A 24,397-nucleotide genomic window follows, 5' to 3' on the forward strand; every position below is an offset into this window, starting at 1 on the left:
GAGGCGACCGCTCGCCCCCGGCAGATCGACCGGGCCCAGGCCGACCGTTCCCGGTGGGACCAGTGGACCCGCCAAGGGCGCCGACAACGGTGAGTTGCTCCGGTCGCTGTGACGATGAGGTCTGCCATACCACTCGGTCTCGCACTTGCGCGAAAGCGCACCGTCGAACGCGGAGGTGTTGCCGGTCCGGCTGCGCGTATCGCCCTTCGGCTCGAGTGAGAGGCGATCTACGTTGAGGCCGTGCGGGCACGACTCAGGGGCTCGGGCGGGCGTCAGGGGGCAACGTGACATTCCTGGGCTGGGACGACCACACGGACCTCCTCGACGGGCTCGGGGCCCATCGCGACAGCTGGAGTAGGGCTGCGACATTCGAGGACTTCGATGTCCTCGTGCGACAGAACTGTGCCGTACTCCTTGAGCAGTACCGGTACGAGGAGTTCATCGCGGCCCTGGACGAGGAGTTCACGAGTCGCGACGACCTCTACGAGCAACTGCGGATCTCCGTGTTGGCCCGCACGGCCACGGAGGCCGGGCTGACCGGCGAGGGTTGGCGCGGCTACTTCGTCAGCGCGCGGCGCGACGGCGACCAGGTCTGCTCCGTCGACCGGTTCGCCGCCCCGTCCGACTGGAGGGTCATCGAGGTCGAGGTCGCGCCCACCCTCTACCACGACGCCGGGACCGGGCCAGCAGGCGCTGGTAGCCGGCATGACGGCCACGTGGCAGGAGCCGCACGGCGGCAACCAATCCGGGAAGTTCGAGTGATCAAGAGATCGCAGAGTGGCTCACTTTTGATCCGCCGTCCGTGGCCCTCATTTCACCCGTCGGCGAGATGGATGGACCCGCCGAACTTGGGGGCCTGCCACGCCGAAGGCGGCCTGGTGACCCTGCTGGTCCGCTCCGGCAGCAGGTCTCCGGCCGTCATCACCGGCACGATGCGGCCGTGCACCGGCTGCTTTCTGACGCTGCGATACGCCAGTGAGCGTTTGGGGGCCAAGCTGGTCACAGCGCGGTCGCACAACGGCGGATTCTGGGAGTCGACGCAGGCCGGCGGAATGTTCGCGCTGATATACGCGTTCCAGCAGGGGCAACTCGAGCACAACCCGACCTACCGGCAAGCCGGCGCGGCCGAGAAGCCGGCGATCGCCAAGGCGCTCCAGGAGGAGGGCGTCGTAGCATTCTCCGACTTCGTGAGACGCAACTTCCCGGAGTCGTCGAATGCGAGCAATCTGCTGAAGTCCACGACCGAAGCCAATCCCGGGCTGGTGCCGGGCCCGGCACTGCGTAGGACGCTCACGATGCCCGTGGAGCAGTTCGAGGCTTATCAGAAGGCGACCGCGGTAGCGCAGGAGCCGGACGAGGACGACTGATAACCCAGCGCGACTTCGCGATCACGTCGGTCCAGTCCGCAGCCGGTGCAAATCCCGATGATCACCCGCCGGTGATCACGCCACCGGCCACACCGGCCATTGCTCACCGGAGGAACGGCCTCAGCAGCTTCCACGCCGTAGCAGTCAGATCGCCCCGCCCAAACGACTGGACGAGTCGATCCGAAGTGGTCAGCGAAGGGAATCGATGACGAACCGCGCCCGCTCCGCGACGGGGGCGAGAGGAAGGTGTACCAGCTCGTAGCCGTAGGCGGCGTAGATGGTGACCATTGACTCGTAGGTGCGTTCGGCTTCGTCGTAGGACTGCTTGCGCTCGCTGTCCTGTTCGTAGATCTTCGGCCAGGGTGGTGCGATGAACACGCGGCGGTGGTAACGGAACCTCTGCGCGGCAGCGTGAACGTGATTCGGTACGGGCAGCCCTTCGAGCTTCAGATAGCCCACGATGTCAGGGACTCCTCGGTCAAAGAAGACGGGCGCCTTCTGTGCTGCGGCGCTGTGGTAGGAGCGCAGTTCCCAGCAGAGCATCAGTTCGGCGAACAGGGCCGGATCTGTCCAAGGCAGCGCTCGTCCAGCGATTGCGACCTGGTCCTGGATGATCCCTCGCCCTGCCTCCTGGGACCGCGCATAGCCCATCCCGTGCAGATGGTCGACCAAGGTGCTCTTCCCAGACCCGGGACCCCCGGTCAGGACGATGAACCGCTCCGACTCCGACGTCATGCAGTCAACCTTCCCGTTCTCGTTAAACCGATCCCCCCAACACAGAAGGCGCCCAAGGTCATTGTGTGACGGATGACCTGGACACCCTCCTCGCCGGACTCTACGGGAAGATCGACGATGGGATCGGAGGAACTCGATCAGCCTTCCGGACGGGTGTGCACGGGGTAGGGGACGAAGCTGCTGGTGTGCTGGTCGATCGTCAGCGGGCGGCCGATCGGCGGGGCGGCGCGCTGGGGGCAGGCGGGGCGCTCGCAGACCTTGCAGCCGAGGCCGATCGGGGTGGCGGCGGCCTGGTCGTCGAGGTCGAGGCCGGCGGAGTAGACCAGTCGTCCGGCGTGCCGGAGTTCGCAGCCGAGGCCGATGGCGAAGGTCTTGCCGGGGCGCCCCCAGCCGCCGGGGGAGCGGGTGACGGCGCGGGCGGTCCACAGGTAGCGGCGGCCGTCGGGCATCGCGGCGACCTGGACGTGTACCCGGCCGGGGGCGGCGAAGGCCTCGTAGACGTTCCAGAGCGGGCAGGTGCCGCCGGTGCGCGAGAAGTGGAAGTCGGTGGCGGACTGGCGTTTGGAGACGTTGCCGGCCCGGTCGACCCGGACGAAGGAGAACGGCACGCCGCGCAGCCTGGGCCGTTGCAGGGTGCTGAGGCGGTGGCAGACGGTCTCGTAGCCGACGGCGAAGTGGTCGGCGAGATGCTCGATGTCGTAGCGGGCCGCCTCCGCCTCGGCGTGGAAGGCGGTGTAGGGCAGTACGAGCGCGGCGGCGAAGTAGTTGGCCAGGCCGATCCGGGTGAGCGACCAGGCGGTGGAGTCCGGCGGGCTGTCCTGGGCGGCGAGGTCGGAGAGCAGCGGGTCGTGTTCCAGGTAGGCGAGTTGGGTGGCCATCCGGAAGGCCTGTTGGCCGGGGCGCAGCCGGTCGGACAGCGTCAGGGTCAGGGTCCGCGGGTCGTACCTGTGCAACTGGTCGCCGCCGGTGGCGATCCGGACTCCGTGCCGGGATGCCAGCCGTTCGGCGAGCACGGTTCTGACCTCGCCGCGCCGCAGGCCGATGTCGGTGGCCAACTCCTCGGCAGTGGTGTCGAGTTCGTGGAAGTAGTTCTGGTGGCGGTAGAAGAACTCGCGGACCTGCTCGTGCGGGGTGCGCGGGTCGGTCGCCGGGCCCCGTTCTCCGGCGAGGACGGCGAGTTGCTCGGCCAGGGCCCGACGGCCGCGTCCCAGGTCCAGCAACAGCCGGGCTACCGCGGGCAGTCGGGAGGCGGCCTCGTCGAGGTCCCCCGGGGTGACGCGGCCGGCCGCGATCTCCTCGCCGAGGGCGTCGCGCAGTTCGGCGGTGAGCCGGGCTGTGTCCGGCGGGGCGAAGTACCCGGCGTCGACACCGAGTGCCTCGGTGAGCCGTAGCAGGACCGGCACGGTGAGTGGGCGGGCGTCGTGCTCCAGCTGGTTGAGGTAGCTGGGCGACAGGTCGACCAGGCGGGCCATGGCGGCCTGGCTGAGTCCACGGTCCTCCCTGAGTCGGCGGAGTCGAGCACCGGCGAAGGCCTTCCCCATCGTCCTGTTCTCCCTGCTCCACGGATCGGTCGGTTCGCTGGCCTGGCGGGGGCACAGCCTAGCCGGTGCGACCCGAGAGAATCATCGCAACCTTCGCAGATTTGCTGAGAAGGCTTCGCAGAAGTTGGCATCGCTCCAGTGGTGACGGCAGTGGCACGGAGTGCCAGAGTCTGTGGTGCGGCCGAGAGGCGTACAGGACAGCAGTGAAGAACCAGTTCGTCCGCCTTGCGTTGCTGTCCGGGCGACCACGTCCCGCGGTGTTCCATCGCCGCGCGGAGGGCCGGCCGCACTGTCACCTGGCGAAGTGAGTGTCCTCACAGCCTTCGCAACGAGCATCCCCGGGAGCAGACCATGACGACGTCGGTTCGGCAGCAGCAGGAGCAGCGTGCCGCGCAGTTGGCCGCGCGGTGGGCGGACGACCCGCGGTGGGCGGGTATCGAGCGCAGCTACACGGCGGCGGATGTGGTGCGCCTGTCGGGCACGGTGCGCGAGGAGCACACGCTGGCCCGGCGTGGTGCCGAGCGGCTCTGGCGGCAACTGCACGAGCAGGACTACATCCACGCGCTCGGGGCGCTGACCGGTGGTCAGGCCGTGCAGATGGTGAAGGCGGGGCTGCGGGCGATCTACCTGTCGGGCTGGCAGGTGGCCGCCGACGCCAACCAGGCCGGGCAGACCTACCCCGACCAGAGCCTGTATCCGGCGAACTCGGTGCCGCAGGTGGTGCGGCGGATCAACAACGCGCTGCTGCGGGCCGACGAGATCGACGCCGCCGAGGGCGATGACGGGCCGGACTGGCTGGTGCCGATCGTCGCCGACGCGGAGGCCGGGTTCGGTGGCCCGTTGAACGCCTTCGAGCTCACCAAGGGCATGATCGCGGCCGGTGCGGCGGGCATCCACTACGAGGACCAGCTGGCCTCCGAGAAGAAGTGCGGTCACCTGGGCGGGAAGGTGCTGGTCCCCACCGCCCAGCACGTGCGCACCCTCAACTCGGCCCGGCTGGCGGCCGACATCGCGGATGTGCCGACGCTGATCGTGGCCCGCACCGACGCGCTGGCCGCGAACCTGCTGACCACCGACGTGGACGAGCGCGACGCGCGGTTCTGCACCGGTGAGCGCACCGCGGAGGGCTTCTACCGGGTCGAGCCCGGCATGGCGCCGGTGATCTCGCGCGGGTTGGCCTTCGCCCCGTACGCCGACCTGATCTGGGTGGAGACCGGCACCCCGGACCTGGCGCAGGCCCGTGAGTTCGCCGAGGCGATCAAGGCCGAGTACCCGGACAAGATGCTCGCCTACAACTGCTCGCCCTCCTTCAACTGGAAGGCGGCCCTGGACGATGACCAGATCGCCAAGTTCCAGCGGGAGTTGGGCGCGATGGGCTACCGCTTCCAGTTCATCACGCTGGCCGGTTTCCACGCGCTCAACCACTCGATGTTCCAGCTCGCCAAGGGCTACGCGGAGAGCGGCATGACCGCCTATGTCGACCTGCAGGAGGCCGAGTTCGCGGCCGTGCCGGACGGCTACACCGCGGTGAAGCACCAGCGTGAGGTCGGCACCGGCTACTTCGACCTGGTCTCCACCGCCGTCAACCCCAACGCCGAGACCCTCGCCCTCACCGGCTCCACCGAGGCCGAGCAGTTCCACTGAGCAGACCCGGCCCGGCGGGTGTTGACGGACCCCGTTCGGGCCGCCACTGGCGGTCGACTCCCACCGGAGCTGGGGAGCTCCGCGACCGCCGACCACCCCGCCCGGGGGCCTCGTTGAGGGACGAGGCCCCCGGGCCCCACCTTCCTGGAGAACCGGATGAGCCCGACCAGCCGCATCGAGATCCTCGGCGAGAACGAGGACCGCTTCGAGGAGATCCTCACCCCTGGGGCCCTGCAGTTCGTGGCCGGCCTGCACCAGGCCTTCGCCGACCGTCGCGCCGAGCTGTCGGCCGAGCGCGAGCGCCGGGCCGCCGCGCTCGCCGCCGGTGGGACGCTCGACTTCCTGCCCGGGACTCGCGAGGTCCGGGAGGACCGCTCCTGGCGGGTCGCCGGGGCCGGTCCGGGGCTGCACGACCGACGGGTGGAGATCACCGGGCCGCCCGAGCGCCGGATGACCGTCAACGCCCTCAACTCCGGCGCGAAGGTCTGGCTCGCCGACTTCGAGGACGCCACCGCGCCGACCTGGCACAACATCGTCTCCGGCCAGCTCAACCTGCTGGACGCGATCGAGGGCCGGATCGACGAGACCACGCCGGAGGGCAAGCGCTACCGGATCGGCGACAGCCCCGCCACCATCGTGGTCCGCCCGCGCGGCTGGCACCTGGACGAGGCCCACCTGTTGGTCGACGGTTGTCCGGCCATCGGTGCCCTGGTCGACTTCGGCCTCTACCTGTTCCACTGCGGCCGGCGCCAGATCGAGCTCGGCAGCGGCCCCTACTTCTACCTGCCGAAGCTGGAGAACCACCTCGAAGCCCGGCTCTGGAACGACGTCTTCACCTTCGCCCAGGCCGAGTTGGGCATCGCACACGGCACCGTCCGGGCCACCGTCCTGATCGAGACCATCACCGCCGCCTTCGAGATGGACGAGATCCTCTACGAACTGCGCGAGCACGCGGCCGGCCTCAACGCCGGCCGCTGGGACTACCTGTTCAGCCTGATCAAGAACTTCGCCCACCACGGGCCGCGCTTCGTCCTGCCCGACCGCGCGGCCATCACGATGACCCAGCCCTTCATGCGTGCCTACACCGACCTCCTGGTGCGCACCTGCCACCGCCGCGGCGCGCACGCCATCGGCGGGATGGCCGCCGCCATCCCGCAGCGCGACCCCGAGGCCAACGAGGTGGCCCTGACCAAGGTGCGGATCGACAAGGAGCGCGAGGCGAACGACGGCTTCGACGGCTCCTGGGTCGCTCACCCCGCCCTGGTCGCCACCTGCCGCACCGCTTTCGACGAAGTGTTCGAGGGTCGGCCGAACCAGCTCGACCGGACCCGCGAGGAGGTCGAGGTCACGGCCGACGACCTGCTCGCCGTGCACCGGCTCACCGTCGGCCTGCCGACCGAGCAGGGCCTGCGGTCCAACGTCGCCGTCGCCCTGCGCTACCTGGTCGCCTGGCTCGGTGGCTCCGGCGCGGTCGCGGTCTTCGGTCTCATGGAGGACGTCGCCACCGCCGAGATCGCCCGCTGCCAGCTCTGGCAGTGGCAGCACCACTGCTCGCGGCTCACCGGTGGCTCGCTCGCCACCCCGGGCACGGTGCGGCGGTTGATCGACACCGAACGGGCCACCCTGCTCGAAGAGGGCGCGGACCCGACCCTGGTCGACAATGCCGTGCGCATCCTGGACGAGACCTCCCTCGGCGCGACCCTCCCGGCCTTCCTCACCACCGAGGCCTACGCCCGCCATCTGGTGCGCACCACCGCGCCGGTCGCCTGACCCCCCCGACCAGCATCCACTCGAAAGGGGCACTCGCATGAACGACATCCGCCGGGTCGGCGTCGTCGGCGCCGGGCAGATGGGCGCCGGCATCGCCGAGGTCTTCGCCCGCGCCGGGCTCGACACCGTGGTCTGTGAGAACGGTCGGGAGGCCCTGCGCGCCGCCCGCAACCGCATCGACCACTCCCTGCACCGTGCCGTCGAGCGCGGCCGGACGAGCGAGGAGCAGCGCACCGACGCATGGGCGCACCTGATCTTCGCCGAAGACCTGGAGGCGCTCGCCGACCGCCAGTTGGTCGTCGAGGCCGTCGTCGAGGACGAGCGGGTCAAGGCCGAGGTGCTCAGCACCCTGGACAAGGTGCTGGTCGACCGGGACGCCGTGCTGGCGACCAACACCTCGGCCATCCCGGTGACCCGGCTCGGCATCACCACCGGCCGGGCCGCACAGGTCGTGGGCCTGCACTTCTTCAACCCCGCGCCGGTCATGCCACTGGTCGAACTGGTCTCCTCACTGCACACCGACCAGACCGTGCTGAACCGGGTGGAGACCTTCGCCAAGGAGGTTCTCGGCAAGCACGTGATCCGCTCCCGGGACCGGGCCGGCTTCGTGGTCAACGCGCTGCTGGTGCCCTACCTGCTGGCCGCGGTCCGGATGGCCGAGGCCGGCAACGCCACCCCGGAGGACATCGACGCCGGCATGGTCCACGGCTGTGCCCACCCGATGGGCCCGCTGCAGCTCGCCGACCTCATCGGTCTGGACACCGTCCAGGCCATCGCCACCTCGATGTACGAGGAGTACAAGGAACCGCTCTACGCACCCCCGCCGCTGCTCTCCCGGATGGTGGAGGCCGGCCTGCTCGGCCGCAAGACCGGGCGGGGGTTCCACTCCCACCGAGGTGTGTGACCCGGGCTCCCGTGCGGGTGCCCCGGCCTCTGTCGCGGAGGGCCGGGGCACCGGCAGTTCGGGCTGCGTCTGCCGATCGCCTTCCTCACGACGGCTGTTCCGGCGCCTGGTACGAGCTTCTGGCCTCCTTCTGGCTCGGGACCCGCTTCTGGCTCGGGACCCGCTTCTGGCTCGGGACCCGTCGCTGAAGCGTGGCGACGCTCCGGGAGCCGCGTCCTCACCCTGACCCGCGTCAGCTGGCATGACGCCCGGACGGCTAGGCGGTCCCGCGTGCTCGCCGATCGCCCACGGCCAGTCACTAATGCCACAAGGTTGCAACTACAGACCAGCTTGCAACAACACCCTGATGGCAATCCGGCTGGCCGCCCCGCACTCGGCGCTGCGCCCGGGCCCGCCGTCCAGCAGCCGGTGCCGGCCCGCCATGGGGACCCCAACAGCAACAGCGTCATCAGCAACAGTCCCGGCTGGGGCGCGCTGAAGGCGCTCTGAGTCACCGTCCCACCGGACCGCCAGCCGCCCCGGCGGCCGCGCCCTCGGCCCTGGACCGTTCCGGCCTCGTCAGGTCGGAGCAGTCCAGGGCCGTTTCCGCACGGGGACGCGGGGCTTCGGGGCGCGGCCGTCACGTCCGCAGTGTCGCCCGGATGTGGCGCGCGATTTCGAGGTCCTCGCGTGCGGTGATCACGAAGGTGCGCACGGGGGCGTCGGGGGTGCTGATGTCGCTGTCGGTGGTGGCGTTCCGATTGCGGTGGGGGTCGAGCACGGTGCCGAGGTGGGGGAGGCCGCTGGTGGCGGCATCGCGTACTTCGGGGCTGTGCTCGCCGACGCCTCCGGTGAAGACGAGGGCGTCGAGGCCGCCGAGGGCTGCGGTCATGGCGGCGATCTCGCGACGCAACCGGTGGACGTAGACCGCGAACGCGAGGGTGGCGGAGGGGACGCCTTCGGCGGCGGCGCGCAGGACCTCGCGCATGTCACCGCTGCCGCCCGCGAGCCCGGCAAGGCCCGATTCGTGTTCGAGCACGTGGGAGAGCTGGCCGACGGTGACGCCGGCGTGGTGTTGCAGCCACAGCACCAGACCCGGGTCGACGCTGCCGGAGCGGGTCGCCATCACCAGTCCGGCCAGCGGGGTGAAGCCCATGGTGGTGTCCACCGACTGTCCGCCCGCCACGGCCGCGAGCGACGCGCCGGCGCCGAGGTGGCAGGTGACGGTCCGCAGAGCGGCGAGCGGACGGTCGAGCAGTTGGGCGACGCGGCGGGAGGCGTAGGCGTGGGACAGGCCGTGGAAGCCGTATCTGCGCAGTCCCCACCGCTGGTTCCATGCCTGCGGCAGCGCGTAGGTGGCGGCGGCGTCCGGCAGCGTCGCGTGGAATGCGGTGTCGAAGCATGCCACTGCGGGCAGCTCGGGCCGTAGACCGGTCAGGGCGTCGATCCCGGCCACGCCGCGCGGCTGGTGCAGTGGGGCGAGTTCGGTGAGTGCGGCGATCCGGTCCCGGACCGTGCCCTCGATGCGGACCGGGGCGCGGAACGCGGTGCCGCCGTGCACGATCCGATGGCCCACGGCGTCCACCCGTCCCGCGCCCGCGAGGAACTCCCGGATCCGGTCGGCCTCATGGGCGCCAGCCCACTGGTCGAGGTCAAGAGCGGCCGTGATGTCGTCACTCCCGTCGAGCAGCCTCAGTTTCAGGCTGGATGAGCCGGCGTTGACCACCAGTACTCGCATGCCGTGCCCCGCTGACCCCGTCTTCACGACGGTGAGGCCCAGTCGGCAGCCGCTGGTACGGCGTCGCCGTGCTCGCGGATCCAGTGGTGGTGGCGAACACGGGCTTCCGCCACGGAGCGCCGGGTGAATTCACCGCGATCGAGGATGAGTTCGACGTGCATGAGGTCCATGCCGGACAGCGGGACCTGGTGGACGGCAGCTCGCGGACGAGGCCGCGTGAGCAGGGCCACCAGGTGCCGTCCAGTCGGCCGCGGGGGGACGCCGTCGGGTACCGACGGGAGTCGACCCGGCGGTCCTGGTAACGGTGGCCCGGGGGCCGGAGGATCGAAGGTCGCGGTCATGTCGACGCACCTGCCCTTGGGCTCGTCGCGCACTTCCCGGTGTCACTCGCCGAGGGACACGGCAGGCGAAAGTCACTCGTGGCCGACCGTGGCCTCTACCAACGTACCGCTGCTGCGGTCAGGGGTCCTCCGGGCGACGGCGTCCGCTCAGGCCCGTCGTGCGGCTTCGGACCCCGCCGGAACCTCACCCAGGCGGCCGAGAGACCCAGCGGGCGCGCCCCGGCCGGCCCGTGCGGTGACGCGCGCGGGGACGCGGACTGGAGGGGATCGGGCCGCAGTGACGAGGTCTCGCCGGGGTGGGAGCGCGGCCGGGCCGGATGTGCGGCGAGATCGGGAGCGGAGGAGTACGTCATGGCACGTCCGGTCACCGTCGGAGCCGACGATCCGCGCACCGCCGCCGCTCCCGTGGACCGGGCGGCGGTCTCAGCCCTGCCAGGTCCAGTCCGCGACTTCGGGGAGGTCGGTGCCGTGTGCGCGGATCCAGGCGTGGTGGCGGGTGCGGTGGTCGGCCATCTGCTGGCGGAGGGCGGCGGCGCGGACGGCGAGGCCGGGGGTTCGGTCGATGACGTCCATGACCAGCCGGTAGCGGTCGAGGTCGTTGCGGACGACCATGTCGAAGGGCGTCGTGGTGGTGCCGGACTCCTTGTAGCCGCGGACGTGAAGGTGGGGGTGGACGGTGCGGCGGTAGGCGAGGCGGTGGATCAGCCAGGGGTAGCCGTGGTAGGCGAAGATCACCGGCTTGTCACGGGTGAAGAGCGCGTCGAACTCGAAGTCCGGCATCCCGTGCGGGTGGTCCTCGGTCGGCATCAGCCGGGCCAGGTCGACCACGTTGACCACCCGGACGGCGACTTCGGGCAGGTGCTGCCGGAGCAGGCCGGCGGCGGCCAGTACCTCCAGGGTGGGCACGTCGCCGGCGCAGGCCAGCACGACGTCCGGTTCGCGGCTGGCGTCGTCGGTGCCGGCCCAGGACCAGATGCCCGCTCCTCGCGCGCAGTGCTCGCGTGCCTCCTCCAGGGTGAGCCAGTCGAAGCAGGGCTGCTTGCCGGCGACCACCACGTTGACGTAGTCCCGGCTGCGCAGCACGTGGTCGGCCGTGGCGAGCAGGGTGTTGGTGTCCGGTGGGAAGTAGACCCGGACGACCTCGGGGCTCTTGCTGAGGACGTGGTCGACGAAGCCGGGGTCCTGGTGGGAGAAGCCGTTGTGGTCCTGGCGCCAGACGTGTGAGGTGAGCAGGTAGGTGAGGGAGGGGACGGGGGCGCGCCAGGACAGCGCGCGCGAGGTGCGCAGCCATTTGACGTGTTGGTTGACCATCGAGTCGACGATGTGCACGAAGGCCTCGTAGCAGGAGAAGAGGCCGTGTCGGCCGGTGAGCAGGTAGCCCTCCAGCCAGCCCTGGCAGGTGTGTTCGGAGAGGATCTCCATCACTCGGCCGTCACGGGCCAGGTGTTCGTCGGTGGGCAGCACCTCGGCCTGCCAGGCCTTGCCGGTGGCGGTGTAGACGGCCTGGAGGCGGTTGGAGGCGGTCTCGTCGGGGCCGACCAGGCGGAAGTCGCGGCGCTCGGCGGTATCGGCCATCAGCTGGGCGAGCAGCTCGCCCAGCACCCGGGTGGGTTCGTGCAGGGTGGCGCCGGGCTTGTCGACCGGGACGGCGTACTCCTCCAGTGCGGGGAGCGGCAGTTCGCGGGTGAGCAGGCCACCGTTGGCGTGCGGGTTGGTGCCGAGCCTGCGCGCGCCCTCGGGGACGTGGGAGAGCACCTGCTCGGTGGGGCGGCCGTGCGCGTCGAAGAGTTCCTCGGGACGGTAGGAGCGCAGCCAGGCCTCCAACTGGGCGAGGTGGGCGGGATTCTCGCGGACCTGGTTGAGCGGTACCTGGTGGGCGCGCCAGGTGCCCTCCACCGGCAGGCCGTCGACCTCGGCCGGACCGGTCCAGCCCTTGGGCGTGCGCAGCACGATCATCGGCCAGTGCGGGCGGCGGGTGTCCCCGTTGTCGCGGGCGGCCTGCTGGAAGGCGGTGATCCGGTCGACGGCGGTGTCCAGGGCGGCGGCCATCGCCCGGTGCATGGTGAGCGGGTCGTCACCCGTGACGTACAGCGGGTCGTGACCGTAGCCGCGCAGCAGGGCGTCGAGTTCGGGTTCGGGGAGCCGGGCGAGCACGGTCGGGTTGGCGATCTTGTAGCCGTTGAGGTGCAGGATCGGCAGGACGGCGCCGTCGTGCACCGGGTCGAGGAACTTGGTGCTGTGCCAGGCGGTGGCGAGCGGGCCGGTCTCGGCCTCGCCGTCGCCGATCACGCAGGCGACCAGCAGACCGGGGTTGTCGAGGGCGGCGCCGTAGGCGTGGGCGAGGGAGTAGCCGAGCTCGCCGCCCTCGTGGATCGACCCGGGGGTCTCGGGGGCGACGTGGCTGGGAACCCCGCCGGGGAAGGAGAACTGGCGGAAGAGCCGGGCCATGCCGGCCTCGTCCCGGGTGACGTCCGGGTAGGTCTCGGTGTAGCTGCCCTCCAGCCAGGAGTTGGCCAGCACGGCCGGTCCGCCGTGGCCCGGCCCCCAGACGCAGATGGTGTCCGTTCCGCGCTGTCGGATCAGCCGGTTGAGGTGGGTGTGGACCAGGTTCAGGCCCGGGCAGGTGCCCCAGTGGCCGAGCAGCCGCGGCTTGATGTGCCCGGGGAACAGGGGCTCGCGCAGCAGCGGGTTGGCGAGCAGGTAGATCTGGCCCGCCGCAAGGTAGTTGGCGGCACGCCAGTGGGCGTCCAGGGCGTGCAGCTCGGAGTCGTCCAGGGGCGTGGTGGTGGTCGGCGGCTCGGTGTGGGGCATCGCAGCGGTCTCCTCGGGGTCGGTGAGCGGTGTGCGACGGCGGAATCAAGGGCGTTGGGGGAGCGGCTCGGCTCCCTCCTACACCGTCCTGCGCCGGCCGGGCCCGAGACAGGGCCGTTCGGGGCTCCGGAAGGGGAGAGTGGTGGGCCGAACGGCCCTTCGCCGCCACGGTCCCTTCCCCCCCCGTGGAGCGGTCAGGTGTGCGGGTCGGCGGCGTTCGCGGCGGAGTCGGTCCGTCCGGCGCGCAGCAGTTGTTGGCCGAGGTCGATGAGAGCGCGGCCGGCGGCGTACTCGTCGCCGATCTCCGGGACGGCCGCGTCGTGCGGGTTGCGGTGAGCGGTGGCTCGGCTCTCCAGGCTGTTGTCACCCGTGTCGAGGACGGCGTGCACCTTGGTGACGTCGCCCTCCTCGAAGAGGTCCAGGTGCAGAGCCCACCGCTTGACGCGGGTGGGTCGGGTGGTGGCGGTCATGACGCGCGGCTCCGTTCGGCTGGTCGGGACCGGCCGGGAATCCGCCCGCGGCGTCAGCCGGCCGGTGGGACGTGCGCTGTTCCCAGACTGCGCCCGGTTCATCTCCCCCGCACGGGCCGTTGGACCCTGCGGCCCGGCGGGCCGGCCCCTGGGCCGCTTGTGTCCCGGACGCCTAGCGGGTCGTCGGCGCCCCGTTCCGCTCGACGGTCAGGTCGAGGAAGTGGGCGGAGCAGGAGATGCACGGGTCGTGGTTGCGGATCACCCGCTCGCACAGGGCGGTCAGCTGGACATCGGTGGCCCCGCCGGAGTCCAGCCGCTGCTGGACGAGGCGGCGCAGGTCCTCTTCGATCGCGCCCTGGTTCTGCGCGGTGGGCGGGACCAGGCGGGCGTCGGTGACGTTGCCGTGCGGGTCGAGCACGTAGCGGTGGTACAGCAGACCGCGCGGCGCCTCGGTGGCGCCGTGTCCGGTGCCGGCGCGTGGGGCGACCTCGACGGACGGTAGCGGCGCGGGCTCGTAGTCGGCGATGAGGCGGAGTGCCTCGTCCACCGCGTAGAGGACCTCGACCGCCCGCACCACGATGCTGCGGAACGGGTTGCGGCACACCGCGCCCTGCCGGGGATCGCCCAGACCGGCGTCCCGCGCGGCTTCCAGCGCCACCGGCGACAGCCAGCGCCCGCTGACGGCGAAGCGGGCGAGCGACCCGGTCAGGTGGCGCCGGCCGTCGAGCCGGGAGTGCAGGGCGGTCGAGTGCGGAACCTGGTGTTCGACGACTCGCTCGCCGAACTCGGTGAGCGGGAAGGTCAGGGCCGGCTCGGGGCCGTCCGAGGCGCGGAGGACGGTCGGGGTGCCCGACTCGATGGCGTAGCTGCCGGGTTCGCGGAGCGCGAGCAGGTCGTGGTCGCAGTGCGCGTCGGGGAAGTCGAAGCCGGCCACCCACCGCACGGTCCGCGCCGCGTCGTCCCGGGCTCGGCGCAACCGCTCGGCCAGCGGCCGTAGTTCGGCACGGGTGGGCAGCCGATGGAAGCCGCCGACCCGGAGGTTGACGGGGTGGATCGCCCGGCCGCCGAGCAGTTCGATGATGGCGTTGCCGGCCTGCTTGAGCCGCAGGCCGCGTTCGACGTCGGCGCGGTGGGTACGGGCGAGTTCGATCGCGCCGTCGCAGTCGAGGAAGTCGGGGGCGTGCAGCAGGTGGATGTGCAGGGTCTGGCTCTCGATCCACTCGCCGCAGTAGATCAGCCGCCGCAGTGCGGCGAGTTGGCCGTCGACGATCGCGCCGCAGGCGTCCTCCACCGCGCGGCAGGCGCTCAACTGGTAGGCGATCGGGCAGATTCCGCAGATCCGGGAGGTGATGTCGGGTGGCTCGGTGTGGCCGCGGCCGCGCAGGAACGCCTCGAAGAAGCGGGGCGGTTCGAAGATCGCCAGTCGGGCCGCCGTGACCCGGTCGCCGTCGATGCCCAGGTGCAGCGCGCCCTCGCCCTCGACCCGGGTGAGCGAGCCGACGTGCAGCACCCTGGACCCGCGGTGGCTCATCGCTCCTCCTCGCCTCGGGCGGCCGCGTCGAACTCCGGTGCGGCGGTGTTGAAGGTGCGCAGCACGCGCACGATGCCGAGGGTGTCCAGGCCGTCGCGGCGCAGCAGTGGGACGAAGGCGGGGAAGTTGACCGATCCGGACGGGCCGAAGCAGCCGTAGCAGCCGCGTCCGTACGTGGGGCAGAGTGCGCCGCAGCCGGCGTGGGTGACCGGACCGAGACACGGGGTGCCGTGCGCGACGGTCACACAGGTCGTGCCGCGGCGTTTGCACTCGAAGCAGACGCTGTGCGCGGGGACGTCCGGCCGCCGCCCGGCGAGGTAGGCGGTGATCACCTCCAGCAGCTGGCCGCGGTCGATGGGGCAGCCGCGCAGCTCGAAGTCGACGGGGACGTTGGCACTGATCGGGGTCGAGGTGGCGAGGGTCGCGACGTACTCCGGCTTCGCATACACCACGGCCCGATACTCGGCGACGTCGGCGTTGTTCCGCAGGGCCTGGACGCCGCCGGCGGTCGCGCAGGCGCCGATGGTCACCAGGCGCCGCGAGACGGCGCGGACGTGCCGGATCCGCTCGACGTCCTGCGCGGTGGTCACCGAGCCCTCGACCAGTGACAGGTCGTACGGGCCGGGCGCGACGGCGCTGGAGGCTTCCAGGAAGTGCGCGATCTCGATCTGCCCGGCAAGGCCCAGGAGTTCGTCCTCGCAGTCGAGCAGGGTGAGTTGGCAGCCGTCGCAGGAGGCGAACTTCCACACGGCCAGGGTCGGGCGGCGTCGAGCGGTGTCGTCCGGCATCTCAGAGCTCCCGGACCAGGAGGAGTGGGCGGGCGTGGTTCCAGGCGAGCACCGGGCCGTCCCGGCAGAGCAGCACCGGGCCGAGCTGGCAGTGTCCGCAGTGTCCGGTGCCGCAGTGCATGCAGCGCTCCAGCGAGACCCGGATCCGCTCCGGGGCGACCCCCCGGTGCACCAGGTCGGCGGCGGTGGCCCGGATCATCGGTTCGGGCCCGCAGACGAAGGCCGTGGTCGAGCCGGGGTCGAAGGCGGCCCGGTCGAGCAGGGTGGTGACCACGCCGACCTGGCCGCGCCACCCGGGGGCCGGACGGTCGACGGTGACCAGCACCCGGGCTCCTCCGGCCCGCCACTGCGGCAACTCGGCCGGGTAGAGCAGTTCGGCCGGGCCGCGCGCGCCCACCAGGACGTTCAGCCGACCGTGGCGTTCGGGGACGGCGAGCGCCGCGAGGACCAGCGGCCGCAGCGGTGCCAGGCCGATGCCGCCGGCCACCACCAGCAGGTCGCTCCCGGCCGCGCCGGCGAGGCCCCAGTCCGTGCCGAACGGTCCGCGCACCGCGACCGTCGTGCCCGGGGTGAGCGCGTGCAGCGCCGTCGAGGTCGCGCCGACCGCACGCACCGTGTGGGTGAGGCGGTGTCCGTCGATGCCGCAGACCGACAGCGGGATGTCACCGACGCCGAACGCGTAGACCATCGCGAACTGGCCCGGGGAGAACGAAGGGAGGGCCGGGCCGACCGGTTCCAGGGTGATCGTGGCCGTGTCGGCGGTGTCCTCCCGGCGGGCGGTCACCTGGTAGGGGACCGGTACGAGGGCCGGGGGGGCTGTCGCTGCCGGAGCCGTCATCCCACCGCTCCCGAACTGTGGCTGCCGGGCGGTCCGTAGAGGTCCAGCAGCCGGGTGCGGGTGGCCTGCAGGCGCCGGCCGATCACCTGGGCGACGGCGTGGGTGACCGCCAGCCCGAACCCGTGGTCCTCCGCACAGGCGTCGCGGACCTGCCGGGCGTCGAACTCGGCCGCCAGCACGGCGGTGCGGGCCTGGGCGCCCAGATGCCAGTGGTACGGCTCGAACAGCCATGACCATCCGACCAGTTCGCCTTCGTCGAGAGTCTCGATGACGGCCGGTGGGCGGCCCGGGATGTGGATGTCCAGGGCGACCAGCCCGGAGCGGATGATCCAGAACCGGTCGGCCGGTCCGTCCTCCTCGAAGAGCCGGGTACCGGCCGGGAAGGAGACCTCGCGGGCGAGGCCGGCGAGCCGCTCGCGGTGCGCCGGCGCGAGCGTGCCGAGGAAGCCGGCCTGGACGGCCGTCACCGTGGGCCGTCCTGCGACGGGGAGTTGGCGCGCTCGTCGTTCAGCGCGTGGGCCTCCTCGGTGATGTCGATGCCCACCGGGCACCACACGATGCAGCGTCCGCAGCCGACGCAGCCGGAACTGCCGAACTGGTCGTACCAGGTGCCGAGTTTGTGGGTGGCCCACTGCCGGTAGCGGCTGAGCGGGGAGTCGCGGACCGGGCCGGAGGGCAGGTGGGAGAAGTCGCGGTCGAAGCAGGACTCCCAGCGCTGCCACCGTTCGGCGTGGTCGCCGGTCAGGTCCGTGATGTCCTCGGCGGTGGTGCAGAAGCAGGTCGGGCAGGCCATCGTGCAGTTGCCGCAGGTCAGGCAGCGGGCCGCGACGTCGTGCCAGCGCTCGGCGTGCAGCGTCTCGCGCATCAGGGCCTGGAGGTCGACGGGCGGCATCGAGCGGCCCATCCGGTCCGCCGCCGCGGCGACCCGCTCGTGGGCGGCGGTCCGGGTGGGCCCGTCCGCGGCCCGGTGCGGCAGCTGGGCCAGGACGGCCTCCCCCTCCTCGCTGCCCGCCCGGAGCAGGAACCGGTGGCCGTCCTCGTCCAGTACCTCGGTGAGTGCCAGGTCGTAGCCGGGGCCGACGGCCGGACCGGTCCCCATGGAGACGCAGAAGCAGGTGGCCCCGGGCTCGGTGCATTCGACCGCCACCAGGAACGCCCGCTCCCGCCGCCCCCGGTAGGCCGGGTCGGTGTACCGCCCGCCGGTCAGCACGCGGTCCTGGATCGCGATCGCCCGTAGGTCGCACGGGCGGACGCCGAGGAACGCGTACGACGGCGGGGGCGTGGCGTCCTCGGTCACCACCAGGCCGCCGTCCGGGGTTCGGTCGGCGGTCCACTGGCGGGCCCGCTGCGGATGCAGGAAGGTCTTCCAGGACTGCGGGCCGGCGCTGTGCGCGAACGCGGCGCCGTCCGCCCTGGGCGTCAGGCGGTAGTGGCCCGCCTCCAGCTCGACGCCCCAGCCGTAGGGGAGGTCGGCACCGCCGGCGAGCTCGGCGAGTACGACCGCCCCGTCGCGAACGGTGGGACCGATGACCGTGCGGCCGCGCTCGGCGAGGACACCGATCAGCGCGTCCAGGCCGGCCTTGTCGATCACCGCGGCCGGGCGGCCGTCCTCCGCCATAGCGGCTCCTCCGTACACCGATGCTGCCCCCCGGCCAGTATCGGCGTCCGTAGCGGAGCGTCCGGCCATGAGTAGCCCAGGTGGCCTCAAGGTTGCCCCGTACGGACTGCGCGGCCGGCAGCGAAAGCTGACGGGCGGCGCCGGTGGGAACGCGACGGCGTATGGAGAACGACGCACGGATCGCTGTCATCGGGGTCGGGAACGAGTACCGGCGCGACGACGGCGTGGGCTGGGCGGTCGTGGCCCGGTTGGCCGAAAGGCCCGCATCCCTCCCGAGCGGAACCGCCTTCGCGTTCTGCGACGGCGACCCGGCCCGCCTGATCGCCCGTTGGGAGGGTGCCGAGCTGGCTGTGGTGGTGGACGCGGCCCACGCCCACCCGGGGACGCCGGGACGGGTGCACCGCCTGGAACTCGACGGCGGGTGGCCATGCACGGCCAGCGGTACGGCGAGTTCCCACGGGCTCGGCCTCGGGGAGGCGGTGGAGCTTGCCCGGGTCCTGGACCGGCTGCCCCGGCGGCTGGTCGTCTACGCCGTCGAGGGCGCCGACACCGGCCAGGGCACCGGTCTGTCGGCGCCGGTGGCAGCGGCGGTGGAGCCGCTCGCCCGGCGGATCGCCCGGGACGTCCGCGCGGCTTGACCGGCGGGTCCGGTCGGCGGAGGGGGCATCAGCCGACCGGTACCACGTTTCTCCACCATCTCCGGCATCCCCTCACGGCCACCCGGGGAGGACGCCGCCCCGTGAGCCCCAGTGCCGGTCCGGACCGGGACGGTGCACTGGTGCGGTGGACGCGGTCGCCGCTCGGCGGGATCAGGACGCGCAGTCGCGACAGACGGGTTGGTCGTCGGCGTCATGGCCGGCGAGCTGGCTGCGGTGGTGAACGATGAAGCAGTTCGCGCAGACGAATTCGTCGGGCTGCTGCGGCAGGACCCGGATGGTGAGCTCCTCGGTGGAGAGGTCGGCGCCGGGCAGCTCCACGGTCTCGGGTTCTTCGGCGTCGTCGACGCTTGTGACGCCGCCGGGGCGGAGTTCGTGGCGGCTCTTGAGCGCGTCGAGACTGTCCGCGTCCTCGCTCTCGTCCTTGCCGCGTGGGGCGTCGTAGTCGGTGGCCACAGCTTCCTCCTCGGTCAGGACGTGCCGTTGCGGACCACGACGACCGGGCACGCGGCGTGTTGGACGCAGTGCTGGCCGACCGAGCCCAGCAGGGCGCCGGTGAAGCCACCGTGGCCGCGGCTTCCGACGACCAGCAGCTCAGCGTCCCGGGAGCGTTCGACCAGCACTTCGGCCGTGTTGCCGAGGACGGTGCTCCGGCGGATCTCCACGGCCGGATCGGATCCGACCGTCTCGGCTACGGTCCCGGCCAGTACCTCTGTGACGATCTTGCCGACCTCTCGGTCCACGGAGGCCGTCCAGCCGTGCAGGGTCTGGAACGTCCAGCAGATCACGGCGTCGACCGTCGCTCCGGTGAGCCGGGCCTGGTCGACCGCCCAGCGCAAGGCTTGGCGGGAGGAGGGCGAGCCGTCGACGCCGACCACGATGCGCCGTTCGGTCGCGCTGTTGCCGTTCATCGGGAACCTCGCTGTTCGTCCCCGCCGATCGTCGGGCGACCGTCGCGCAGGACGCTCCAGGAGATCGGGCCGAGCAGGTCGGCGAGGCGTTGCAGTACGTCTCGGAAGAGATCGTCGACGGCCAGCACGCCGACTGGTCGGTGGCCGTCGAGGACGGGGAGACGCCGCACGCCCACTCGGCGGAAGAGCCGGTAGGCGGTGTCGGCGTCATCGGTGACGTCCACGGTGGCGACCGGGGCCGACATCAGGTCGGTGACCGGTGTGTCGGGGTCGAGTCCGCGCGCGAGGACGCGGACCGCCAGGTCGCGGTCGGTCAGCACACCGAGTAGTCGGTCGCCCTCACCGACGAGCAGGTAGCCGACCGCCTGCTCGTCCATGCGCAGTGCCGCCTCGCGGGCCGGGGTCCGCGGGGTGACCGTCGCCGGCGGAGCGGTCATCAGTGCGGAGACCTTCATCGCCGACCGCCCCGCACGTCACAGCCGGGCCGGTGTGGTGGGCGCGTCTGGCCGGCCGGACTCCGCGGGCGGGCCGATCGCGACCTCCGTCCGCACGTCCACCACTCCCGGGACGGCTCGCGCCAGCCGGTCCAGCCAGGCGAGCGGGGCTGGGTCCGGGACGCTGCCGCGCAGCGTCACCACGCCGTCCTCCACCGTCACCTCGACGGCCGAGGCCCCCGCCGGGAGCGGGTGGTCGAACAGTTCGCCGCGGACCTCGCGGGCGATCTCCTCGTCCGGGCGCAGGTAGATCTTGAGCAGGTCGCCCCGGCTGACCACGCCGACCAGGCGGTCCTCGGCGTCGGTCACCGGTAGCCGCTTGACGTGGCCATGTGCCATCACCCGGGCGGCCTGGGCGAGCGGAGCGTCGGGGTGCACGGTGAGGGCCGGTGTCGACATCAGCTCACCGGCCGTCAGGGCGCGGGCTTGCCGCAGGAGTGCGGCGTCCGAGGTCCGGTCGGGTGGACCGCCAGCGGGTGGTGCGCTGTCCCCGAGCTCTTCTCGGGCGAGCAGGTCGGCCTCGGAGACCACGCCGATCACCCGGCTGTCGCCGGCCAGTACGGGCAGTGCGCTGATCCGCCACTCGCGCAGGCTCTCCACGATCTCCCGGAACGGTGCGTCGCGGCCCACGGCGATGACCGCGTGCGTCATCACGTCACCGACGGTGTGCGGGTGCTTCACGATGTCCTCCTCGGTCGTGGGGTCGACCCCGCCGCGCCTCCGGAGCGGGCCGGTGGGCGGTCGGCACGGGTTGGTCACTGCCCAGGCTGCTCGCTTCGAGGGCGTCGGGACAGGGCCGGTCAGCGACTCGTGGTGGGACCGAAAGTCCCAGGACGAGGAACGACCAGTGGCGGGGAGACAGCTCTGTCGGGCCGGGCTACCGTGGAGTTCGAGGCGGCCGTCGCCTTGGTGCCGGGACGGAGGGTGTTGGTGGAGCGTCCCTCGGAGAGCGGGGCCGGGCTTCCGCGGTTGCGGCTCGACGACGTGCTGGACGAGCTCCAGGCCCGGTTGGACGTGGCTCGGGGTGCCCGGGACCGCGTGCACAGTCTGCTGGAGGCGGTGCTGGCGGTGGGCCGCGACCTGGAGCTGGGGCAGGTGCTGCGGCACGTGGTGGAGGCCGCGGTGGAACTGGTCGACGCCGAGTACGGGGCGCTCGGCGTGATCGGCGAGGACCGGCGGTTGTCGCAGTTCATCCCGGTGGGCATGGAGCAGGAGCGGATCCGGCGGATCGGTGCGCTGCCCTCCGGACACGGCCTGTTGGGGGAGCTGATCCGCCATCCGGTGCCCCTGCGGTTGGCGGAGTTGTCCGAGCACCCGTCCTCGTACGGCTTTCCGACGCACCACCCGCCGATGCGCAGCTTCCTGGGAGTGCCGATCCGGGTCCGGGACAAGGTGTTCGGCAACCTCTACCTCACCGAGAAACGCGGCGGGGCGCAGTTCGACGCGGAGGATGAGTCGGTGCTGGCCACGCTCGCGGTGGCCGCGGGGGTGGCGATCGACAACGCCCGGCTGTACGCGACGGCGCGATCGCGGGAGCTCTGGCTGGCTGCCAACAGCGAGCTCACCTCGGCGTTGCTGACCGGAGCGTCGCAGGACGAGATGCTGGAGCTGCTGGTCGCCCGGGCGGGGGAGATCGCCGGTGCGGACCTGACCGCAGTGGCCCTGCCGGTGCCCGGAGCGCACGAACTGGAGGTCCGGTTCGCGGTCGGGCTGGGGGCGGAAGCCCACCGGGGGCTGGTGCTCCCGGTCAAGGGCTCCTTCGCGGGCGCGGCGCTGGAGGCCGACGGCCTGATCACCAGCACCGACGTGCGGAAGGACCCACGGGTCACCGCCGGGCCGCCGCGCTGGGGCGGCCTCGGACCCGCCACGGCCGTACCGATCGGTTCGGGGGCGCACCCGCCCCGCGGCGTGCTGGTGCTGGCCCGGGCCGCCGGCGCGCCGGTGTTCACGGACGAGGATTCCGCGGCGTTGCCCGGATTCGCCGGGCAGGCGGCGGTGGCGATGGAACTCGCCGAGCGCCGCCGGGACTCCGAGCAGGTCGCGCTGCTGGAGGAGCGTGACCGGATCGCCCGCGACCTGCACGATCTGGCGATCCAGCGGCTGTTCGCCACGGGGATGACCTTGCAGGGCGCGGCCCGGTTCATCGAGCACCCGGAGGCCTCCGAACGGGTCCTGCGGGCCATCGACGACCTCGACGACACCATGAAGACCATCCGGGCGACCATCTTCGGCCTGCGCGCCAGGGCCGACGGTGTGGCCGGGAGCGGCTTGCGGGCCAGGACCGTGGCGGTCGTCGAGCGGGCCACCGCGGCCCTGGGTTTCGCCCCGGTGCTGCGCATGGAGGGGTTGCTGGACCTCAGGGTGCCGGCGGAGGTGGCCGAGGAGGCGCTGGCGGTGCTGGCGGAGGCGTTGTCGAACGCGGCCCGGCACGCTCGCGCGCACACCGTGGAGGTGACGCTGACGGTGGACGGCGAGTTCGTGCTCACCGTGACCGATGACGGGGTGGGGCTGCCGGAGGGCGGGCGGCGCAGCGGTCTGGCGAACCTGCGGCGACGGGCGGAGCGGGTGGGTGGCGATTTCGAGGCCGGACCGGGGCCGGGTGGCGGGACCAGGCTGGTCTGGCGGGTACCGCTGCCCCGGCCCGGTCCGGCTGCCCGGAGCGACTGAACGGCTCCGCCGGCGGTCGCGCGAGCTACCGACCGGACGTACCGTCCCCCTTCACGAGGGGATCCAGCCGGGTGGCGATCACTGCGGCCTGGATCCGGCGTTCCACTCCGAGCTTGGCCAGGATCCGCGAGATGTGGTTCTTCACGGTCTTCTCGGCCAGGTAGAGCCGTTCACCGATCTGGCGGTTGGTTTCGCCCTCGCCGATCAGGGCCAGGATCTCGCGCTCCCGGGGCGTGAGGTCGGCCACCGCCGGGTCGGCGGCCGGTTCGTCGTGGTGGCGCAGGCTCTCCATCAGTTGCCGGGTGGTCGCCGGGTCCAGCATCGACTGGCCGGCGGCGACCGTCCGAACGGCGCTGACCAGCTCGGTGCCCTTGATCTGCTTGAGCACGTAGCCGGCCGCGCCGGCCATGATCGCGTCGAGCAGGGCGTCATCGTCGTCGAAGGAGGTGAGCATCAGGCAGACCAGCTCCGGCATCCGCGACCGCAGCTCTCGGCAGACCGTGACCCCGTCGCCGTCGGGCAGCCGCACGTCGAGCACGGCGACCCGGGGCCGCAGCGCCGGGATCCGGGCGAGCGCCTGCGCGCACGTCGCCGCCTCACCCACCACCTCGATGTCCGGTTCGACGTCCAACAGGTCCCGGACGCCGCGCCGGACGACCTCGTGGTCGTCCAGCAGGAAGACGCGAACAGGCTGGTCGGGGCTCTCGGTCGGCTCCATCGGCGCTCCTCGGGCAGGTTCGGAGGGTTCACTCCGAGTGTCCCGCCGAGCGGCTTCCGGCGCCCGGAAATCCGGGATCCCGCCAGCGGCTCAGCGTGGCGCGGAGCCCTGTCCGGCCGAGGCGGGGCGGTGCAGCAGCTCGGTGTCGTCGAGGGTGTAGTCGAGCGTGTGGTGGAGGGCGACGACGCCGTCGACGGAGCGGCAGAGCCGTTCGATGATGGGGATCATGCTGCGCTGGGGGACCCGGCCGGTCAGGGTGACGACTCCGTCGTGCACGGTGACCCGTACGGCGTTGGGGGCGAGCCAGAGGGTCTGGCCGAGCACGTCGTGGGTGATCTCCTCGCGGATCGCCGCGTCGTGCCGCAGGAAGAGCTGGAGCAGGTCGGCGCGGCTGACGATACCGACCAGCCGGCCGACCTCGTCCACCACGGGCAGGTGCTTGACCTTCTTGTGGGCCATCGCCCGGGCCGCCTCGACGATGCTCCACTCGGGCCGGGCGGTCACGGCCGGGCTGGTCATCAGGCCCGAGGCGGTTTCCGCCTCGGCACGCTCCAGCTCCTGGGCGGACGGCTGCCGGGCGCCGAAGCGGCCCTCCGGGTCCGGTAGCACGGCCTCGTTGCGGATCAGGTCCGCTTCGGAGACCATGCCGATCGGACGATCCTGGTCGTCGACCACCGGGACCGCACTGATGTCGTTGCGCTGGAACAGCCTGACGATCTCCTTGAAAGGGGTGTCTGGCCAGGCGGTGACGACTCCCTGAGTCATCACATCGTGGACGGTGCGGTGCTGCAGCATGGTCCTCGCGCCTCCTCGGCTCGGGCGGTTCCGGGGGCTACGCCACCCTTCGGCCACCACGGTCCGCCTGTGTGGCCGGTC

Annotated in this window: 23 protein-coding genes; 6 read left to right on the forward strand and 17 right to left on the reverse strand. The window is 72.0% G+C overall.

Annotated elements, in window-relative coordinates; genetic code table 11:
* The first annotated feature begins 284 nt into the window (after positions 1-284).
* Positions 285-1,367, forward strand: coding sequence for a hypothetical protein (locus ACZ38L_RS21285; protein ID WP_465695743.1), 1,083 nt, complete (start codon positions 285-287; stop codon positions 1,365-1,367).
* A gap of 189 nt (positions 1,368-1,556) precedes the next feature.
* On the opposite strand, the gene ACZ38L_RS21290 is transcribed toward ACZ38L_RS21285, so the two are convergent.
* Positions 1,557-2,102 carry an AAA family ATPase gene (locus ACZ38L_RS21290; protein ID WP_465695744.1) on the reverse strand — a complete coding sequence of 182 codons (546 nt, stop codon included), beginning with the start codon at positions 2,100-2,102 and terminating at the stop codon, positions 1,557-1,559.
* Positions 2,103-2,239: 137 nt separating this feature from the next.
* Positions 2,240-3,643 (reverse strand): short-chain fatty acyl-CoA regulator family protein, encoded by a 1,404-nt coding sequence (locus tag ACZ38L_RS21295; RefSeq protein WP_465695746.1) that lies wholly within the window; start codon positions 3,641-3,643, stop codon positions 2,240-2,242.
* A 351-nt stretch (positions 3,644-3,994) separates the two neighbouring features.
* Between ACZ38L_RS21295 and aceA the strand changes: the two genes are divergently transcribed.
* From aceA to ACZ38L_RS21310, 3 genes are all read left to right on the forward strand, one after another.
* A complete protein-coding gene (gene aceA, locus ACZ38L_RS21300) occupies positions 3,995-5,287 on the forward strand; it encodes an isocitrate lyase (RefSeq protein ID WP_465695750.1) in 1,293 nt (430 codons plus the stop codon).
* A 156-nt stretch (positions 5,288-5,443) separates the two neighbouring features.
* A complete protein-coding gene (gene aceB / locus ACZ38L_RS21305; RefSeq protein ID WP_465695754.1) occupies positions 5,444-7,057 on the forward strand; it encodes a malate synthase A in 1,614 nt (537 codons plus the stop codon).
* Between the two features lie 37 nt (positions 7,058-7,094).
* Positions 7,095-7,961: a 3-hydroxybutyryl-CoA dehydrogenase gene (locus ACZ38L_RS21310; protein WP_465695758.1), complete on the forward strand. Its 867-nt coding sequence runs from the start codon at positions 7,095-7,097 to the stop codon at positions 7,959-7,961.
* Positions 7,962-8,580: 619 nt separating this feature from the next.
* Here the strand turns inward: ACZ38L_RS21310 and ACZ38L_RS21315 are convergent.
* The 9 genes from ACZ38L_RS21315 to ACZ38L_RS21355 all read right to left on the reverse strand — a co-directional run bounded on the left by ACZ38L_RS21315 (position 8,581) and on the right by ACZ38L_RS21355 (position 18,075).
* Positions 8,581-9,678 carry an acetate/propionate family kinase gene (locus ACZ38L_RS21315; protein WP_465695760.1) on the reverse strand — a complete coding sequence of 366 codons (1,098 nt, stop codon included), beginning with the start codon at positions 9,676-9,678 and terminating at the stop codon, positions 8,581-8,583.
* Positions 9,679-9,701: 23 nt separating this feature from the next.
* Positions 9,702-9,848 carry a hypothetical protein gene (locus ACZ38L_RS21320; RefSeq protein WP_465695762.1) on the reverse strand — a complete coding sequence of 49 codons (147 nt, stop codon included), beginning with the start codon at positions 9,846-9,848 and terminating at the stop codon, positions 9,702-9,704.
* Between the two features lie 594 nt (positions 9,849-10,442).
* Positions 10,443-12,830 carry a phosphoketolase family protein gene (locus tag ACZ38L_RS21325; protein ID WP_465695765.1) on the reverse strand — a complete coding sequence of 796 codons (2,388 nt, stop codon included), beginning with the start codon at positions 12,828-12,830 and terminating at the stop codon, positions 10,443-10,445.
* Between the two features lie 194 nt (positions 12,831-13,024).
* Complete coding sequence (locus ACZ38L_RS21330) at positions 13,025-13,300, reverse strand: dsRBD fold-containing protein (RefSeq protein WP_465695767.1); 276 nt, start codon at positions 13,298-13,300, stop codon at positions 13,025-13,027.
* Between the two features lie 172 nt (positions 13,301-13,472).
* Positions 13,473-14,831 carry a Ni/Fe hydrogenase subunit alpha gene (locus ACZ38L_RS21335; protein WP_465695768.1) on the reverse strand — a complete coding sequence of 453 codons (1,359 nt, stop codon included), beginning with the start codon at positions 14,829-14,831 and terminating at the stop codon, positions 13,473-13,475.
* Complete coding sequence (locus tag ACZ38L_RS21340; RefSeq protein WP_465695772.1) at positions 14,828-15,619, reverse strand: NADH-quinone oxidoreductase subunit B family protein; 792 nt, start codon at positions 15,617-15,619, stop codon at positions 14,828-14,830. Before ACZ38L_RS21340 ends, ACZ38L_RS21335 begins: the two co-directional genes overlap by 4 nt.
* Before the next feature lies 1 nt (position 15,620).
* Positions 15,621-16,457: an FAD/NAD(P)-binding protein gene (locus ACZ38L_RS21345; protein WP_465695776.1), complete on the reverse strand. Its 837-nt coding sequence runs from the start codon at positions 16,455-16,457 to the stop codon at positions 15,621-15,623.
* A complete protein-coding gene (locus ACZ38L_RS21350; RefSeq protein ID WP_465695780.1) occupies positions 16,454-16,924 on the reverse strand; it encodes a Crp/Fnr family transcriptional regulator in 471 nt (156 codons plus the stop codon). Before ACZ38L_RS21350 ends, ACZ38L_RS21345 begins: the two co-directional genes overlap by 4 nt.
* Positions 16,921-18,075, reverse strand: coding sequence for a 4Fe-4S dicluster domain-containing protein (locus ACZ38L_RS21355; protein ID WP_465695784.1), 1,155 nt, complete (start codon positions 18,073-18,075; stop codon positions 16,921-16,923). The genes ACZ38L_RS21350 and ACZ38L_RS21355 overlap by 4 nt, the downstream gene beginning before the upstream one ends.
* Before the next feature lie 161 nt (positions 18,076-18,236).
* Between ACZ38L_RS21355 and ACZ38L_RS21360 the strand changes: the two genes are divergently transcribed.
* Entirely contained in the window at positions 18,237-18,713 is a 477-nt protein-coding gene (locus tag ACZ38L_RS21360; RefSeq protein WP_465695787.1) for a hydrogenase maturation protease, read from the forward strand.
* A gap of 171 nt (positions 18,714-18,884) precedes the next feature.
* On the opposite strand, the gene ACZ38L_RS21365 is transcribed toward ACZ38L_RS21360, so the two are convergent.
* The 4 genes from ACZ38L_RS21365 to ACZ38L_RS21380 are packed head-to-tail and all read right to left on the reverse strand — an operon-like array spanning position 18,885 to position 20,817.
* A complete protein-coding gene (locus ACZ38L_RS21365) occupies positions 18,885-19,187 on the reverse strand; it encodes a DUF4193 domain-containing protein (RefSeq protein WP_465695789.1) in 303 nt (100 codons plus the stop codon).
* Positions 19,188-19,201: 14 nt separating this feature from the next.
* The gene (locus ACZ38L_RS21370; RefSeq protein ID WP_465695792.1) at positions 19,202-19,642 is read right to left on the reverse strand and encodes a universal stress protein; all 441 of its coding nucleotides are present in this window, start codon (positions 19,640-19,642) and stop codon (positions 19,202-19,204) included.
* The gene (locus tag ACZ38L_RS21375) at positions 19,639-20,079 is read right to left on the reverse strand and encodes a CBS domain-containing protein (protein ID WP_465695795.1); all 441 of its coding nucleotides are present in this window, start codon (positions 20,077-20,079) and stop codon (positions 19,639-19,641) included. Before ACZ38L_RS21375 ends, ACZ38L_RS21370 begins: the two co-directional genes overlap by 4 nt.
* A 36-nt stretch (positions 20,080-20,115) precedes the next feature.
* Positions 20,116-20,817 carry a CBS domain-containing protein gene (locus tag ACZ38L_RS21380; RefSeq protein WP_465695798.1) on the reverse strand — a complete coding sequence of 234 codons (702 nt, stop codon included), beginning with the start codon at positions 20,815-20,817 and terminating at the stop codon, positions 20,116-20,118.
* A gap of 249 nt (positions 20,818-21,066) precedes the next feature.
* Between ACZ38L_RS21380 and ACZ38L_RS21385 the strand changes: the two genes are divergently transcribed.
* Positions 21,067-22,803 (forward strand): GAF domain-containing sensor histidine kinase, encoded by a 1,737-nt coding sequence (locus ACZ38L_RS21385; protein WP_465695802.1) that lies wholly within the window; start codon positions 21,067-21,069, stop codon positions 22,801-22,803.
* A 25-nt stretch (positions 22,804-22,828) separates the two neighbouring features.
* Here the strand turns inward: ACZ38L_RS21385 and ACZ38L_RS21390 are convergent, their stop codons facing one another.
* Positions 22,829-23,521 (reverse strand): response regulator, encoded by a 693-nt coding sequence (locus ACZ38L_RS21390; protein ID WP_465695805.1) that lies wholly within the window; start codon positions 23,519-23,521, stop codon positions 22,829-22,831.
* A 90-nt stretch (positions 23,522-23,611) separates the two neighbouring features.
* Positions 23,612-24,313 carry a CBS domain-containing protein gene (locus ACZ38L_RS21395; RefSeq protein WP_465695846.1) on the reverse strand — a complete coding sequence of 234 codons (702 nt, stop codon included), beginning with the start codon at positions 24,311-24,313 and terminating at the stop codon, positions 23,612-23,614.
* Positions 24,314-24,397: the final 84 nt, after the last annotated feature.

Source organism: Kitasatospora sp. NPDC024654 (assembly GCF_055559155.1).